This window comes from Paucisalibacillus globulus (assembly GCF_900184735.1).
Classification (GTDB): Bacteria; Bacillota; Bacilli; order Bacillales; family Amphibacillaceae; genus Ornithinibacillus; species Ornithinibacillus globulus_B.
This window is the reverse complement of sequence record NZ_LT855395.1, coordinates 26,181-41,783: the sequence shown is the minus strand read 5'-3', so window position 1 is coordinate 41,783 and position 15,603 is coordinate 26,181. Positions and strand designations below refer to the sequence as shown.

Genomic DNA, 15,603 nt, shown 5'->3' with positions numbered 1-15,603 from the left:
TTTCAGCTTTTTAATTGTTCCCTTATATATTTTCTTATTTTCGGGTGATTTTTGTACAGGGTAATACTATAGAGAATCGTGGAGGCAGCAATCGTTGACCAGAGAATCCAATCTCCAGAACCTGTGAGAATATTGGCAAGTTCAACCACTAGGGATTCTCCTCCATTTTTTAGAGCGGTGATTATAGTAGAAGAGTGAAAGATGAATATCACAATAAGCCTACCTATAATAAGAATGAGCAATCCAATTATATAACTGATTCCACCTATTGTATGGAGTTTATTATCCTGATACACCACCCTGGTTTTCCGTGCCTGAATGTAACCAATGGTGGCTCCTAATAGGAGAAGAATGATTAACTCTACCATAATAGGCGCGCTCAATGTGTTTGGGAGGCTCGTATATGTTTTATATAGGGCCAGAATAGGAAGTCCGATGAAATCGAAGCGGTTAACTTCTTTCGGTATAAATTGGCGAAATATTAATAGGCCGATGACAACGAGAATAATTAGATGAAACTTATCCATTCCGTTTCCTCCTTTTTATATTCTTTAGATAATAGTCGTTTAATTGATCGACTTTACTCTCCGTATAAAAATCGGGTCTTTGTAGGGCATGGATGACCATTCCATCAATAAATGAATAAAGAATTTCAAATTCAAGCTGACTATCTTCTTCCTTATCTAGATATCCTAGTTCTTTCATCAAATTAATAATCATTTGCACCATTTTTCTCGAATAACCATCCATCTTTTGTTGTAATTTGAAAAGTTCGGGGTCACTAAATGAACGCCCTAAGAATGAAATCCAGACCCTTGCTTCCATAATTTCCTCATAATTGATAGGAATTAGGAATTTCATTAATCTCCTAAGCATTTCTTCTTTTGTTCCAGAAAATGCATGAGACCTCGCCTTTGCTCGTTCCTCCATACGATCGATTATTAGACTCATCGCATAATGAATGATTTTTTCTTTGGATGGGAAATTATGTTGTATTAATCCAACAGACATATTGGCTTCCTCTGCAATATTTTGAATGGATGCTTTATCTATTCCTTTATTTAAAATAACTTGCCAAGTAGCGGTAGCAATTTTATTTTTTCTTTCCACAACATCGACTTTTTTAGGCATGGGATTACTCCTTTCTTTTTTTACAATATGATTGTATTATAAAAATCAACTTTTTACAATATGAACATATTGCAAAAGAGTAGGTTACCTTTCTAACTTCATTAAATAATTACCAGTGGTTCAGGAAACTGTTAAAGGAATAATATATTTTCAATAAAAAAACTTCCATTCACCAAAGGATTCTACCTTGGTAAATGGAAGTTCAATTTATTTTAAGATCATTTTCTCGCGCTGTCTCAATTCAACCCGACGAATCTTACCCGATGATGTCTTTGGCAGTTCATCAATAAACTCAATACTCCTCGGGTATTTATATGGTGCGGTCGATTGTTTTACATGGTTTTGCAGTTCTTTTACTAATTCATCTCCTGCATCTACCACATGATCCTGTAAAACAATGTACGCTTTTACTACGTTTCCACGAATCTCGTCAGGGCTAGCAATCACGGCACATTCTTTAACTGCAGGGTGCTTGACCAGGGCATCTTCTACTTCGAATGGCCCGATTGTATAGCCAGAACTAACGATAATATCGTCACTTCGACCTTCAAACCAAAAATAGCCATCCTCATCTAGTGAAGCTTGGTCGCCTGTAATATAGTAGGTTCCGCGGTGTGATTTTCTTGTACGTTCCTCATCCTTGTAATAGCCTTTGAATAATGCTGGTGTATCTAGTGGGATGGCAATATCGCCAACCTTCCCAACCGCAACAGGATTTCCGTCTTCATCAATTAATTGTACGTTGTTTCCTGGAGTTGGTTTTCCCATGGAACCTGGTTTTACTGTCATACCCTTTAAGATACCTAGTAATAATGTATTTTCTGTCTGGCCGTACCCATCTCTAACCGTAATATTAAAGTGCTTCTCAAATTGGTCAATCACTTCACGGTTAAGTGGCTCACCAGCGGATACAGCACTGTGGACTGCGGATAAATCATAGTCTTGTAGATTATTCAGTTTCGCCATCAGTCGATATTCAGTTGGGGTACAGCAAAATACATTAATCCTATTTTCTTCTATTAAGGATAGGTACTTTTTCGGGTCAAACTTGCCACTATATACAAATCCTGTAGCACCGGATCCTAATACGGATAAGAACGGGCTCCATACCCATTTCTGCCAGCCTGGTGCTGCCGTTGCCCAAACGGTGTCTCCATCCTTAATTCCTAACCAATGTTCAGGAGCAGAACTCATATGGGCAAAGCCCCAAGCATGCGTGTGCATCACGGCCTTTGGATTACTTGTTGTACCAGATGTGTAAGGTAGAAATGCAAGGTCATCCCTAGATGTTGCCAGGAAATCTAACTTGTCAGAAGCTGATTCTTTTAAACTATCTAAATGATGCCAGTCATTAACAGACGCACCGACAGTAAATTTCACCAGCTCATCATATTGCTCAATTCCAGTAAATTCGTCACTATAATCGGAAAGGCATACGACCCCGTTTACCTCACCATGCGTAATTCGATACTGTAAATCCTTCGTTCTAAACATTTCCGAACTTGGGATAATGATTATTCCCGTTTTTAATGCCGCGATGTATACCTCATACGTATCAATTAGGCGAGGGAGCATAACGAGTAGTTTATCACCCTTTTTAAGGCCTTTTTCTAGAAAAATATTACCAATTCGATTGGCATTTTCGATGAGTTTTTTATAGGTAATTTCTCGTCTGTCACCCTGTTCATTTTCCCAAATAACTGCAAGTCGATTGGGATCTTGAGCATACTTTTCGAATTCCATTACGATATTATACTTCTCGGGTGCGATTAGATCTTCTCTTTTCAACAATACTATCCCCTCCTATTAGTACTAGGTGCTAACTTCTACCTATTATAGCAGATAATATAAATGAATGTAATGGAGACGATTCGTATTGTTTCTTAACAAATTCCCAAAAATGGAGACTTTTTCTATTGAAATAGTATTTTTCGACATTTATGTGTGCTAGGTATTTGTCGGAATGTAGTAGATTTGCTCAGAATATTACGGCTTATATGCTAAGATAATATCAAGTATAGTGTCTCAGAGGCTGAAGGAATCAACGTGACACTCACTTCCCTTACTAGTTCTGGGTACATTAAAGATAGGAATGGTCTCTCTCGATGGAAAGCAAAACTAAATTTGAGTTTGCAAGAAAAATAGAAAAGAAGATAAAGTTTTATATTGTGGTTTTTGTCTGTTTTACCTATCTGTATTTATTTACGGAATTATTTTTACATGAATTTAACGATATTAAAGTTTTCTTTTTCCCGATTCATATACCTATTTATGCCCTACTAAGCTTTTTCTTAGTGAAGCAATGTTTACCGAATGAACGTGATATCTTCCATTTTTTGTTCCATGATGAGCCGGATAATGAGGAGTGGATTTTTAGGTTTGTTAGAACTTTGGGAATGATTGCTTTATATTTTATTTTTCAATTGTGTTTCATGATGTACTTTTTCCCAAGCTTTATCGAGCTAACCATACTTGATGTTCCTTTATATATCCCATTTAATTTAACCAATGCAATCTTCATTACTAGTATCTATCGAATTATTTATGAGGAAGAGTATAGTTTGAAGTTCAAGCGTAAGAAAAGTGGTTAAGGGAAGCCAGTGGACCTGTCCCCGTGGTTACTTTGTCTGACCGCAGTCTTGTCAATCATCCACAAGTCCTTATCCAAAATTAGACCATTTGACGAATATCTTGTTTGTCCTCCTTCGTGTTAGTCTTATCGTAGACTACTAGATTTAATCATTCATGAGATTAATAAAAGTGGGAGGTGTTTTAGGACAAATCCGTTTTTTAGACTTCCAAGATATACAACAAGTAAAAATCTTAGGAGGTAGGAAAATGAAGAAGATTTTCAAGAAGCTAGTGATGGTTGTTGGGTTTACTTTGTTAATTACACTTGCGATCACCGTGATAAGTACAGACGAAGCATCTGCCTATAGTTGGAGTCGTACATTAAAAGAAGGATCAAGTGGTTCGGATGTTCGTGAATTGCAAATACGAGTAGCAGGTTGGGCTGCTGATTCCCCAACACGTACGTACGTGGCTATTGATGGTCAGTTCGGTCCTGGAACAAAGGTTGCGGTCATGCGTTTCCAACGAGCCTATGGATTAGTGGCTGACGGAATTGTTGGCCCGGCTACGCAAGCAAAATTAAATGATTTAGAACGTTCTAATGGTACAAAGCACTTTAGTTACAGTGAATTCTATTCAAAGGATGGCAGTGGTTTTAGTGGTGGACGAGTCTCCTCGACTACGGTTAGAGAAAATGTGCGTAGAATGATGTATAAGCTAGAAGCGGTTCGAGTTAAAATCGGAAACAAACCAATCACAGTCAACTCCGGTTTTAGAAGTATCTCTCACAATAATAGTATTCCGGGTTCTGCGTCAAACAGTCAGCACACATATGGAATTGCAGCGGACATTAAATCTTCTGGAGTATCCTTAACAACGCTCATGAATGCCGCAAAATCTTCCGGTTTCAGTGGTGTTTATAATGGAGGTACCTTTATTCATGCGGATAGTCGGGTAGAATACTCGTATGGAGCACAGTATTGGTATTGGCCGTAAACTTATGATAGACCATGTGGACAAGTTCCTTGGCTCGTGCCTAGGAACTTGCCCTCATGGCTTTTTGTACTTATGGAACACTTACTAACATATTCTTTTTAACAGTTAGCTATAAGAAGGAGGTATGGTTGGTGAGTGAGGTTCGTGTTAGATTACGACCTTTGGTTAGTAAGTTGAATTTACCTACGGTTATAAAAACTGCAGTTCTTCCGGGGGAACAGGTGGAAAGGTTATTTATTGCAACGCAGGTTGGAGAGGTTTTTTATGTTGGGGATAGTGAGGTAGTATTCTTTTTAGATATTCGCGATCGGATCATTACTCTGGGCACGGACGGTGGGTATGATGAACGGGGATTACTTGGGTTAGCCTTTCATCCTCAATTTTATGACAATGGTTTGTTTTATCTTCATTATTCTGTAGCTGGAACCCAAGGACCTGGTGCGTTACAAGGGGAGTTTCAGCCTGACCCATGTGATCCGAGTACTTTAAATTTAAGGTGGGAAAATAGGGAGACGCAATATGACCATATTGATACGGTGGAGGAATGGTTTTTACCATCGAGTGGCGTGCCTAGTAAGCGACGAACATTACTTAATTTAAGACGGCCATTTGCTAACCATAATGGTGTCAATAGCCTAAATTTTTCACCGGAAACGGGGCGACTTGTTTTAACAACTGGGGATGGAGGGTCTGGTTTCGACCCTTTCAATTTGAGTCAAGATGAGATGGAGATTGCTGGGAAAATAATAGAAATAGACATAAATAGGAATACGAATTTCAATCATCCGCCTATTGCTACGCGTTTTAATGAACTTCCTGTTAGTCTACAAGAAACGCTCACGGTATTGGCTAAGGGAGTTCGGAATATTCCAGGCATATCTTATCAACAGGTTCAAAACCAGTTTATAAAATATGTAGGCAATGTCGGGCAAGATTTAGTTGAGTCGGTGTATTCTTTTATACAATATAATCCGATACCGGTTTCACGCCTTGTACAATCCAATGCTATTTCGCCCCGTGAAAGTTTAGTTAATTTTGGCTGGCGAGGATGGGAAGGAGCCTTTCCTACTCCAATCATAAGAGACTGTGCGACTAATCCGAATTTGGATGAGAAAATATTGGCTTATTACGAGGAGGCAGTAGCACTTTCGGGGAACCGTCTTCAGCCACTAACCAGTTATTTTCATCAAGATGCCAGACCAGATAAGTTTGCAGGAACAGCACTCACTGGTGTTCAAGCATACATGGGGAATGAAATCCCTACATTAACAGGTAGTGTTGTATTTACAGATGGGGCAAAGAAAGTACCGCAGTCTCCAGTTAGAGGGGCTTTAGCGTACACTACAGTAGGTTCTGATGGGCAACATCATGATTTCCATGAGATTCAGGTCAATCATGATTTTGGTTCCGGGTCAGCCTACTTTGTTAGTTTGGGTTCAAATTGGAATCAAAGCCGATTATATTTAGGTGTTTATGGTTCTATTAAAGTGACAGACCGTAACCAAGGCACTGTTTTTGAGATAATTCCTTAGACTGAGTGATAGTATGGTCATTCGACGATAATTGCTTTTAGTCGTTTCACGATGGCTAAAGCAATTTCAGCCCATAACCAACTGTAAAGGAAAGTAAAAAGTAATATACCCAACATGGTGAGAAGGGAAAAGGAATTAGAGACACCAGGACCTAATACAGGAAAACGAAGCAGATACAATAGACTCATAATTCCAAACGCTAACAGAACGGAGCCAGTTGCGATAATATTGATTCTTTTTCTAAAAAAGTGAAAGGGTGCGCCAATAGCAAGACCTAATATCCCCGTTGTAAAAGGAAAAATAATAAGTTCTGTGGGCTGAAGAAAAACTAACAACATAATGGTTAATAGATAAGACATGAGGCCGTACGGAATGGAAAGCAGGGAGCATAGCAAAATAGGTGCTGTGGCAAGGGGGCTAATCAAATATCCTATCCCTGGTAAATAGCCACCTGCCGATTGGAAAATGGCAGCCAGGCATGCAAAAATGGATGCCAAAATAAGCTTCCTTGTCCTTTTGTAGTGATAGAAAGTTGATTGAGAAGAACGGACGTCGTCTGAAATATCTTTTAGAAAATACACCATTCCACCTCCAATAGTTGCGATCTTTTTATCATTCTATTAGAGGTGGAACTTTTTCATGATGGTCTACAAGCTTTAACTGAAATGTTGGTTGTAAAGTTTATTGGGGAAGTGCTTGTTGAATTAGAAGAGTATTTTTGCTGAAGAATGGTACATAATTCATGATAGGGTAACTCGTATGGTTGTGAAATTCTTTTTGGTGACCTATTAACTGCGATTTATCGCTTTTTTCACGAGGACCACGTATAATAAGTGAAGCAAAAGAAGAATTCGTTTTTCCTTTAGTTAAAAAAAGAGGTGCAATGACTTGAAACAGTATAAGACAGATTTACCGGAGCAGTACGAAGCATTGAAGAAACAAGCTAATTATACGTCTAGCTGGCGAGAGCGATTAGAAGCAGTCGAAACATTATCGGCTTATCAGCATGACAAAGTGGTAGACTTATTAAAAAATCGTATGCAGCATGATACTGTATACAAGGTGCAAATCGCAGCCTATGAAGCACTGAAGGCCTTTGGTGAGGACGTAGAGAAGCCATCTCCTGCACGTTTTGATATTTTCAAAGGCACAGATAAAATTTTTCTGCGCGTGAAAAAAAGCTTACCAAAGGATCACACCGTAGAAGAATTTGCCGATAAATTAAAGCGTATGCGTATTGATGTGTATGATGCCTATGAAGGTGATAAAGGCGAACAATTTATGAGCTGGTTAGAAGAACGGTGGGCAAAACTGTAATCGGTAGTTTGAAAATATATTGAAGGGTAGCCATTCTCTCCATAATTGGTGGGATTGGTTTCTTTTATTTTACGGGATTATTCTAGAAGAGAGAATAAAAAAAGACCCCGAGGGGTCTTTTGGTATCGATTAAAGATCAGAAATCATTCCGCCATCTACAACAAATTGAGCTCCAGTAGAATAGCTAGAATCATCAGAAGCAAGGTATACCACTAAATTAGATACCTCTTCCACTTCTGCTCTTCTTCTTAATGGAATATCTTGTTCTAGTTGTTTCAAGTATTCTTCTACATCTGGTTGGTCTGCCATTGGTGTTTTGATAATTCCTGGGTGTACAGAATTTACACGGATGTTATGTTGTCCAAGTTCTGTAGCTGCACCTTTTGTCATACCAGTTACTGCGTGTTTCGAAGCACTGTAGGCAATCGCTGTTGGAGCACTTACCAAACCATCAACTGAAGATATGTTAACAATTGAACCGACGCCAGCTTTCTTCATAGAAGGAAGTACTTTTTGCATTCCTAAGAATACGCCAAGCTCGTCCACTTTAAAGGTTAATTCAAAGTCATTTACGGTTAGTTTTTCTAGTGTTTTGAAAATACCAATTCCTGCATTGTTTACTAGTACATTAACTGGGCCAAAAGCTTCTTCTGTTTTTGCAACAACTTCTACCCAATTCTCTTCATTCGCAACATCTAATTGAAGTGCAATTGCGTTTTCCCCTAATTCATCGGCTAGTGTTTGTGCACCTTCCAAGTTAAGGTCTGTGATTGCTACTTTCTCGCCTTCTTCTACGAATTTGCGACCGTGCATAGCACCCATTCCTTGTGCAGCACCATTAATAATTGCACAGCAATGTATGCTCTAGATTAGAGGCGTGAATATATCAACATAACCAACTGTTTAATGTTTTTTACAGTCAGGAAGTATAAGTTCTTTCCGCCACATAAGAAAAAGTAAGACATTCGCCAACAGACGAGCGAATGTCTTACTATTTCTAAACAAAAGCTTGTTTAATCACTTCTACATCCTTCCTTTAAATAACGAATTCTAGCCCATCCTCCGCAATAAAAAATCCTTTCTTTAAAAGCTCTTTTCGCTCTTCACTATTTGGGACTATGGTAGGGTTCGAATGATTTAGATGTGTAAAATATATTTTTGTTTGCGATGTTAAATCTTGAAGCTTATCCATTGTCGTTGTCATTAATGGATGCGGAACTTCCCTAAAATCACGTCCAATATGTTCTAAATCGCTTGGAGAGTGAAATGTTCCATCCAACAAACATATGTCTGCTTTCTTACATGCATTAACAATATCCATCTCCCACTCCTCCCAGCGGTCGATATCTGGTATATATAACACTTTTTTATTTGGTCCATTAATCCAAAAAGCAAATGTCTCAGAAAACTCATTCCGATGTGGAACTAATACAGGTAAGACAGAAAGTTGTTCGTTTAATTTTACAGCCTCTTCATTTCGAAGATCCTTAAGTATAATATTTTCAAGTTTTGTTAACAGTTGCCAAGGAGCATTATTCCCTAACATATTTTTCATTTTAGCTCCGGCAAATACAGGGACGTTGTTCGTATTTATTCCTTCCTTACCTAAGAATAACAGACCTGGAAGATGCCCCATATGTGCATGAGTTAAAAAGGTACTACTCATTATTTTTCCCTCTAACTGAAATTTCATTTGAAGCTTGCTCATTTGTTCTTTTAAATCAGGTGTTGCATCAATTAAGTGCCATTTTTTCTCTTCAGGTAAGACAATTGCAAGTGCAGAAGCTGTACGTCTGATCTTGGGATCGTTTATTGCCCGTTTGCAATTCTTACAAAAACAATTTGGGTGTGGGAGACCTCCATCTTGTGCAGTCCCAATAACCGATAAAATAACTTTACTCATGCTGCATGCTCTCCTTTTTCTATCGTAGACTCATAATTTTTCCGAGAAATTGTCCAACCTGTAAAACTAAATAAAATATTAACTAAAGGTACTAGAAATACAAAGAAGGAATACGGAATAAATTCTCCGGGACTTAGACCGAAAATGCCTGCCGCAAACACTGCAGGAACTCCCCATGGTACTAAATTAATTCCAACTGTACCTGCTGCCTCTACTGCCCGAGAAAGGTTTTTTGTATCAATTCCCATTTCTTTATATTTATCTACAAAAGTTCTGGCTGGTAAAATAATTGCTAAAAATTGAGCACCAGTAGAAAATGCAACAACAAAGGTTGTGAGAATCGTAGAGGTAATTAAGGAACTAGTTTTTCTAACCTTTGACATCATTTTTCTAGTTAGGACATGAAATGCCCCAGAGGTTTCCAATATACCACCAAGTGCTGTAGCAAGTATTAATATAGCTATCGTTCCTAGCATGGAAGTTAGCCCACCTCGATTTAATAAAGAATTAATCGCATCGAAATCGGATCCACCTGTAAATCCACTTGTCATGGTTTGAATAATGTTCCCTATGGATACCCCTTGAACTAAAACTGCTAAAAGGGCACCTAGTAAACTAACAGAAATCAAAGTAGGTATGGCGGGTGTACGTTTAATCATTAGAACGATCGTCAGGATTGGCATTAATAGCAGTAGTGGATGAATTACAAATATTTCACTTAATCCTTGTTTCAGACTATTAATTGTTGATGCATCCGTAATCCCGTTCCCAGCATCCGTATTACTAACAATCCAAAATAATAGGATTGAAATGGCAAATGCAGGAATGGTATCCCAAAGCATATGTTTAACATGGCTAAATAAATCAGTGTCAGCCATTGCGGGTGCTACGTTGGTTGTATCTGATACTGGCGATAATTTATCCCCGAAGTAAGCACCAGAAATAACAGCACCAGCGACAAGTGCAGCGGGAAAACCAAGACCTTCACCAATAACCATAAATGCGAGCCCTATAGTTGCTATTGAAGTAAATGAACTTCCAAGTGTTACCGAGACTATACCAGTCACTAATGCAACAATAGGTACAAAAATTTCAGGCTTTATAATGGTTAAACCGTAGAAAATAATAGTCGGGATTACACCACTAGCTATCCAGGAACCAATAATTGTACCGATGATAAGTAAAATAAAAACTGCTGGTAAAGCCCTACTTACACCGTCAACCATCATGGTTTGTATTTCTTCCCATTTCCAGCCACATAAGAACGTAATAATTGCAGCCGCGATAATTCCAAATATTAGTGGGAAGTGCATACCAGCTCCCCAAATAAACACAGATAATGACCCAGTAATGATGATTGCAAAAATTGGTAATAACGCAAGACTAACTGACATTTCCTTTTTCATGTGAATTTTCCTCCTTTTTTGTATAAAAAAAAGCCATCATCCCCAAAAAGAAGGGACGAAAGCTCCGTGGTACCACCCTAATTAGTAGATTTCTCTACTCACTCAAATAGATAACGGCCTAAACCGGAAAAATCAGCTCCCTATTTGTACTTCGCTATACATCTTGCCTGGCTTGCAGCAACCGCCAGGTCTCTGATTACAAGTAATGTATACCTACTAGAATAGTTCATTGCATTTATTCTTATATGAAGTTGTAGTATTCCAAAAAAATGAAAATAAAAAAAGCCTTTATCCCCAAAAGAAGGGACGAAAGCTCCGTGGTACCACCCTAATTAGTAGATTTCTCTACTCACTCAAATAGATAACGGCCGAAACCGGAAAAAAATCAGCTCCCTATTTGTACTTCGCTATACATCTTGCCTGGTTTGCAGCAACCACCAGGTCTCTGATTACAAGTAATGTACACCTACTAGAATAGTTCATTGCTTTTATTTTATTATGAAGTTGTAATATTCCAAAAAAGTGAAAATAAAAAAAGCCTTTATCCCCAAAAGAAGGGACGAAAGCTCCGTGGTACCACCCTAATTAGTAGATTTCTCTACTCACTCAAATAGATAACGGCCGAAACCGGAAAAAAATCAGCTCCCTATTTGTACTTCGCTATACATCTTGCCTGGTTTGCAGCAACCACCAGGTCTCTAATTTTCAAGAATGTAAAAGCTACTAGAATAGTTCATTGCATTTCTGTCATAAAGTTATGAAAAATAATAAAGTATATTAAAAGAATTGTCAAGGGGAATTTCATAAAGAAACATGCCACGGGGACAGGTACCTTGGATCGCTTGGGGGGTGTCTAGTGATTGGATGGGATAAACAATTTCCCTCGTCCTATTAAAATAATGACGTTTAATTTATTGTGAGGGAGCTTATGTGAACAGTTAGTCCTATCTGTTGGGGCAGGACTAACCGGAAGTGCAATACCTGAATTCGAATGCAACCTAACACTGATCCGGTAGTTTCTGGATGATTTCCTTTAACAAATCCATTTGTTGCTGTTGTTGTTCCTGTGTTTTCGTCACTTGTTGTTGTAAATTTAGAAGTTGCTGTTGGAATTCTTGTTGTTGATCCTGTTGTTGATTTTGCTGGAGCGTTTGTAAGAGTTGAAGAAATTGGTCTACTTGCAATTGATTCTGCCCGGTTTGTTGCTGGTTTTGTTGACTTTGCTGGTTTTGATTAATTTCTAGCAGCTGTTGGATTTGTTGTTGTTGCTGTTCGATTTGCTGTTGGAGGTCTTGGAATTGTTGTTGCACTTGTTGGTCTTGTTGTTCTGCATCTTTTATTGCCATAACTTGACCAATTACCCCTAGAGAATCGCCCACCACATTAAATAAATTACCCACTAATTGGACTAAATCTGCTGTGGACCCGCCAAATGCATTGCTATTTAGCTGTCGATTTTGATTAAAAGGATTTGAGCGATGGTTATGTCGATTGTATCGCAGGAAATCTTGCATTCAGAGTCCACCCATCTTTCCATTAAATGGTTATTTGAATTCTATATATAACCGGGTCACAAGTGCCTTAAAAACATTTTATGGGCTTTTTTTGGAAACGTTCCGTTGCTACGTTGGGGGGGTAGACGGATTAAACTAATATTGCAGGCAGGTTGCAGAAGTCTTTGCAAAATGAATAAACAGCACTCGCCAAATCTAATGGACAAGTGCTGCTTTTAGAAGAATTATTTGTTAGAATTTGTGTGCTAAGCTAGTCTGGTGTTTAAACTATTTCCTAACAACAGGAATCCACATTTCCCCATAGCTTAAGCCATCGCGCTGTCCCATAACAACCGCCGCATTTGGTCCACCAACATAAGCAACATCGGTTACTTCCACCAAAACTTCGCCAAAGGCCATACCAGTAAGCGTGTTACTTAACTCTTCCTCTGAATTTGCCTCACCCTTTACAACGATGTACTCTCCTTTAGGAAATTGGATCAGTCTAGTTGCTTCTGGTAGTGTTTCCTTCGTCATAACACCAACATAATGCATCATCTTGTTATTTACAGCCTCATTCACGACAAACAGATATTCATTTGTAGCAATCTCTTTTAGCTGATCTACACTTCCATCCTGATGTACAGTTTCCCAAAAGTCCGCTTTCTCCTTATGAATACCAGCATAATCGGTGTAATCACTCTTAAGATCTGTCCCTATACCTAATACCGTAAAGCTTTCCTTTTCTTCTAATGAATAATTTGCCATTTCCAAAAATCCTCCTTTTAAATTGGGTTAAAGATTTGTTTTTTTACTTGCTACGTTTATAATAGCATCTAATAGTATCAAAAAGTGACACTGTTTAGGGGGTCCCATGAAAAAAGTTGAACGGATAAACACCATTATGCGGTATATCAATAACCGCTCCCATTTTACCATTTCAGAGATCATGCGAGAATTCAATATCTCTCGTTCGACAGCAATCCGAGATATTAGAGAAATCGAAGCGATGGGGATGCCACTGGAAGCCGAAGTTGGAAGAGATGGTGGTTATTTTGTGATGAGTAATTCTGTATTACCACCGGTACGCTTCACGGATGATGAAGTGAAAGCACTGTTCATTGCCTTTATGGCGTCAAGAAATCTTCAACTTCCATACCTAAAGAGTCGTCAATCTTTAGCGGAAAAATTACTAGGTCTAATATCGGAAAATCAGCAGGAAACATTAGTTTTCTTAAACCAAATCCTGCTTTTTGAAGGGACTAATCCCAAGAACCCGGATCTGCTTGAACTGTCCGACCTTCCACATCCAACATTAGAACAGCTCTTTCAAACTCTTTCATTGGATAGTTATTTATGGATTACGGTCAAGGAAGAGAATACTGTAAAATCTTACCCTATTTATCTTTTACATCTCTATCGGGAAAAGAGCGTATGGCTATTAGAAGGATTTGATTTGAATGATGAACAGAGAAAGATTCTCTCCGTTGACAATCTGACTAATGTTGAACCGTACTCTCCGAAAAAAAGGTGGAGTAGGAAAAAGATTATAGAAAAGATTCGTCATCAAGAAGAAGAAATTAATCTCGTCCTGGAACTTGGACCAAAAGCAATTGCCCAGTTCAGAAAATACCATCCACTAAAATATACTATTTCCTATACCAACCCTTTCCAAACTACGGCTATTATAAAGACCTATATCGATGTGAATCAGTCAGAAGAAGTAACAGAAGTAATAAATTGGCTATTATTTCTGGGTGAAGATATCGAAATTAAGGAAGTGCCAGAAGAAGTGATGGAAAGATTACGGGGAAGACTGCAGTTATTCTTTCCGTAATTGGCGGAAAATAGACGCGGAGGGCTGGTGGGGAATATTACATGGTGCGGTCGCAAGTTTCCTGTTTGCGGGTACAAGGTAACCCGGGCCGGTCGCAAGCTTCCTGTTTACGGGTAGAAGGTAATCCGGTGCGGTCGCAAGCTTCCTGTTTGCGGGTACAAGGTAACCTGGGCCGGTCGCAAGCTTCCTGTTTGCGGGTACATGGTAACCTTGGACGGGCACATGATCCTCGATTACAGGTGCATGCTCGGTGTCGTACAATAGTTTGTATAAATAAATAATAAATAAAAAAGGTAAGGTAAATCCTCTAGTTAATCCACAGAAACCAGAAAGGAAGTACCTTACCTATGTATAATAGTATAACTAACAATATATTTAAAAAGCAGAGAATATACTCATAGCTTTATTAAAAGTAATACATTAAATCCTCTATTTCTTCTAGAGCACTTGATAGTATTGAGCTACTAATAATATAGGTCACGATAGTAATCATGAGTAGTACTAAGAAGCTATGGTATACCTTTTGTCCTTTATTATTCACTTGGGAAGATTTCTCATAAACATATAGTACAGGAATAATAACAAAGGCTAAAATATTGGAAATAACTAAAGGATACATCGTTATCACAACGGATGTAGATAATCCACCAATCATCGCAATTACATTTAACACCAATAATGGCGCAACAAGCGCACCATATTGTGCTAACACTGTCTTAAATCCATCGGAGTGCTTAGCTAGTTTAGTAACAGCAAAGATACTTCCAAGAGCAATAGCAAATACAACCAAGACACCGAACACTAATCTAGAATTTATGGCAAAGAAAGGAAGGGACTCTTCCAAAAATCCACCAAATGATTGTTTGAAGAATGAATTAGCTAACCAATATAAACTTAGTGAGTATGTAATCGTAAATAAAATTAGCGTTATGATTCCATTCATGAAGTTTCCACTGCTAGTTTGGAAAGCAGTTGTTGGGTTTTTAATTAATTCTAGTAAATAAGACCAATAATTAGATAAACCACCTTTAATCGCTTCAACGGTTTCTTGTGTTTGTTTAGAGCTTTGGCTTGAGGTTGTTGCAGTTGCCGCTGCACTTTGTTGTGATGCCTGGGTAGCTTGATTTGTTTGATTAGTTGTTTCCGGCGTGGTCAAAGTCTCTACCATTTGTAAAGAACCACCACATTCTTCACAGAACTTTCCTGAATTCTGCTTTGTACCACAGTTTGAACAAGTTAACATTCGAATTCTCCTCATATAAGTATTCTTTGGATATGTATATATCCATCTAACTGGATTTAGTTCATGAGTTCTGTTTATGTAATAGATATAACGCCAAAATAATGCTGTATAAATAAAGACTCATGAATTTAATCAAGATAATAACCCTCGCTACCCTCCTAATAGGTATTTTGA

15 protein-coding genes and 3 other annotated features are annotated in these 15,603 nt (G+C 38.3%); of the genes, 5 read left to right on the top strand and 10 right to left on the bottom strand.

Annotated elements, in window-relative coordinates; all coding sequences use genetic code 11:
• Positions 1–2 precede the first annotated feature (2 nt).
• From BN999_RS14530 to mbcS, 3 genes are all read right to left on the bottom strand, one after another.
• A complete protein-coding gene (locus tag BN999_RS14530) occupies positions 3–527 on the bottom strand; it encodes a hypothetical protein (protein ID WP_096272530.1) in 525 nt (174 codons plus the stop codon).
• Positions 520–1,131, bottom strand: a complete 612-nt coding sequence (locus BN999_RS14525) for a TetR/AcrR family transcriptional regulator (protein ID WP_096272529.1) — start codon at positions 1,129–1,131, stop codon at positions 520–522. The genes BN999_RS14530 and BN999_RS14525 overlap by 8 nt, the downstream gene beginning before the upstream one ends.
• 207 nt (positions 1,132–1,338) lie before the next feature.
• A complete protein-coding gene (gene mbcS / locus BN999_RS14520) occupies positions 1,339–2,919 on the bottom strand; it encodes an acyl-CoA synthetase MbcS (RefSeq protein WP_096273187.1) in 1,581 nt (526 codons plus the stop codon).
• 317 nt (positions 2,920–3,236) lie between these two features.
• Between mbcS and BN999_RS14515 the strand changes: the two genes are divergently transcribed.
• From BN999_RS14515 to BN999_RS14505, 3 genes are all read left to right on the top strand, one after another.
• Complete coding sequence (locus BN999_RS14515) at positions 3,237–3,722, top strand: hypothetical protein (RefSeq protein WP_096272528.1); 486 nt, start codon at positions 3,237–3,239, stop codon at positions 3,720–3,722.
• Positions 3,723–3,969: 247 nt separating this feature from the next.
• A complete protein-coding gene (locus tag BN999_RS21155) occupies positions 3,970–4,698 on the top strand; it encodes a D-Ala-D-Ala carboxypeptidase family metallohydrolase (protein WP_096272527.1) in 729 nt (242 codons plus the stop codon).
• Between the two features lie 131 nt (positions 4,699–4,829).
• Positions 4,830–6,230 (top strand): PQQ-dependent sugar dehydrogenase, encoded by a 1,401-nt coding sequence (locus tag BN999_RS14505; RefSeq protein ID WP_096272525.1) that lies wholly within the window; start codon positions 4,830–4,832, stop codon positions 6,228–6,230.
• Between the two features lie 17 nt (positions 6,231–6,247).
• Here BN999_RS14505 and BN999_RS14500 read toward each other — a convergent pair whose 3' ends face one another.
• Positions 6,248–6,814: a hypothetical protein gene (locus BN999_RS14500; protein ID WP_306419010.1), complete on the bottom strand. Its 567-nt coding sequence runs from the start codon at positions 6,812–6,814 to the stop codon at positions 6,248–6,250.
• Positions 6,815–7,118: 304 nt separating this feature from the next.
• Here BN999_RS14500 and BN999_RS14495 point away from each other — a divergent pair, with 304 nt between their 5' ends.
• Positions 7,119–7,547 (top strand): HEAT repeat domain-containing protein, encoded by a 429-nt coding sequence (locus BN999_RS14495; protein WP_096272521.1) that lies wholly within the window; start codon positions 7,119–7,121, stop codon positions 7,545–7,547.
• A gap of 129 nt (positions 7,548–7,676) precedes the next feature.
• Here the strand turns inward: BN999_RS14495 and BN999_RS14490 are convergent, their stop codons facing one another.
• The 5 genes from BN999_RS14490 to BN999_RS14470 all read right to left on the bottom strand — a co-directional run bounded on the left by BN999_RS14490 (position 7,677) and on the right by BN999_RS14470 (position 13,117).
• On the bottom strand, positions 7,677–8,408 hold the full coding sequence (locus tag BN999_RS14490; protein WP_255247497.1) for an SDR family NAD(P)-dependent oxidoreductase: 732 nt from the start codon (positions 8,406–8,408) through the stop codon (positions 7,677–7,679).
• 175 nt (positions 8,409–8,583) lie between these two features.
• A complete protein-coding gene (locus BN999_RS14485) occupies positions 8,584–9,450 on the bottom strand; it encodes an MBL fold metallo-hydrolase (RefSeq protein WP_096272518.1) in 867 nt (288 codons plus the stop codon).
• Complete coding sequence (gene nhaC, locus BN999_RS14480; protein ID WP_096272516.1) at positions 9,447–10,856, bottom strand: Na+/H+ antiporter NhaC; 1,410 nt, start codon at positions 10,854–10,856, stop codon at positions 9,447–9,449. Before nhaC ends, BN999_RS14485 begins: the two co-directional genes overlap by 4 nt.
• Before the next feature lie 48 nt (positions 10,857–10,904).
• Positions 10,905–11,095: a binding site (T-box leader), on the bottom strand.
• A gap of 60 nt (positions 11,096–11,155) precedes the next feature.
• Positions 11,156–11,348: a binding site (T-box leader), on the bottom strand.
• Between the two features lie 60 nt (positions 11,349–11,408).
• Positions 11,409–11,602: a binding site (T-box leader), on the bottom strand.
• Positions 11,603–11,854: 252 nt separating this feature from the next.
• Positions 11,855–12,370 (bottom strand): hypothetical protein, encoded by a 516-nt coding sequence (locus BN999_RS14475; protein WP_096272514.1) that lies wholly within the window; start codon positions 12,368–12,370, stop codon positions 11,855–11,857.
• A gap of 267 nt (positions 12,371–12,637) precedes the next feature.
• A complete protein-coding gene (locus BN999_RS14470; protein WP_096272512.1) occupies positions 12,638–13,117 on the bottom strand; it encodes a GyrI-like domain-containing protein in 480 nt (159 codons plus the stop codon).
• A 106-nt stretch (positions 13,118–13,223) separates the two neighbouring features.
• Here BN999_RS14470 and BN999_RS14465 point away from each other — a divergent pair, with 106 nt between their 5' ends.
• Positions 13,224–14,186: a helix-turn-helix transcriptional regulator gene (locus BN999_RS14465; RefSeq protein ID WP_096272510.1), complete on the top strand. Its 963-nt coding sequence runs from the start codon at positions 13,224–13,226 to the stop codon at positions 14,184–14,186.
• A 406-nt stretch (positions 14,187–14,592) separates the two neighbouring features.
• Here the strand turns inward: BN999_RS14465 and BN999_RS14460 are convergent, their stop codons facing one another.
• Positions 14,593–15,429 carry a zinc ribbon domain-containing protein gene (locus BN999_RS14460; RefSeq protein WP_096272509.1) on the bottom strand — a complete coding sequence of 279 codons (837 nt, stop codon included), beginning with the start codon at positions 15,427–15,429 and terminating at the stop codon, positions 14,593–14,595.
• Positions 15,430–15,603 lie beyond the last annotated feature (174 nt).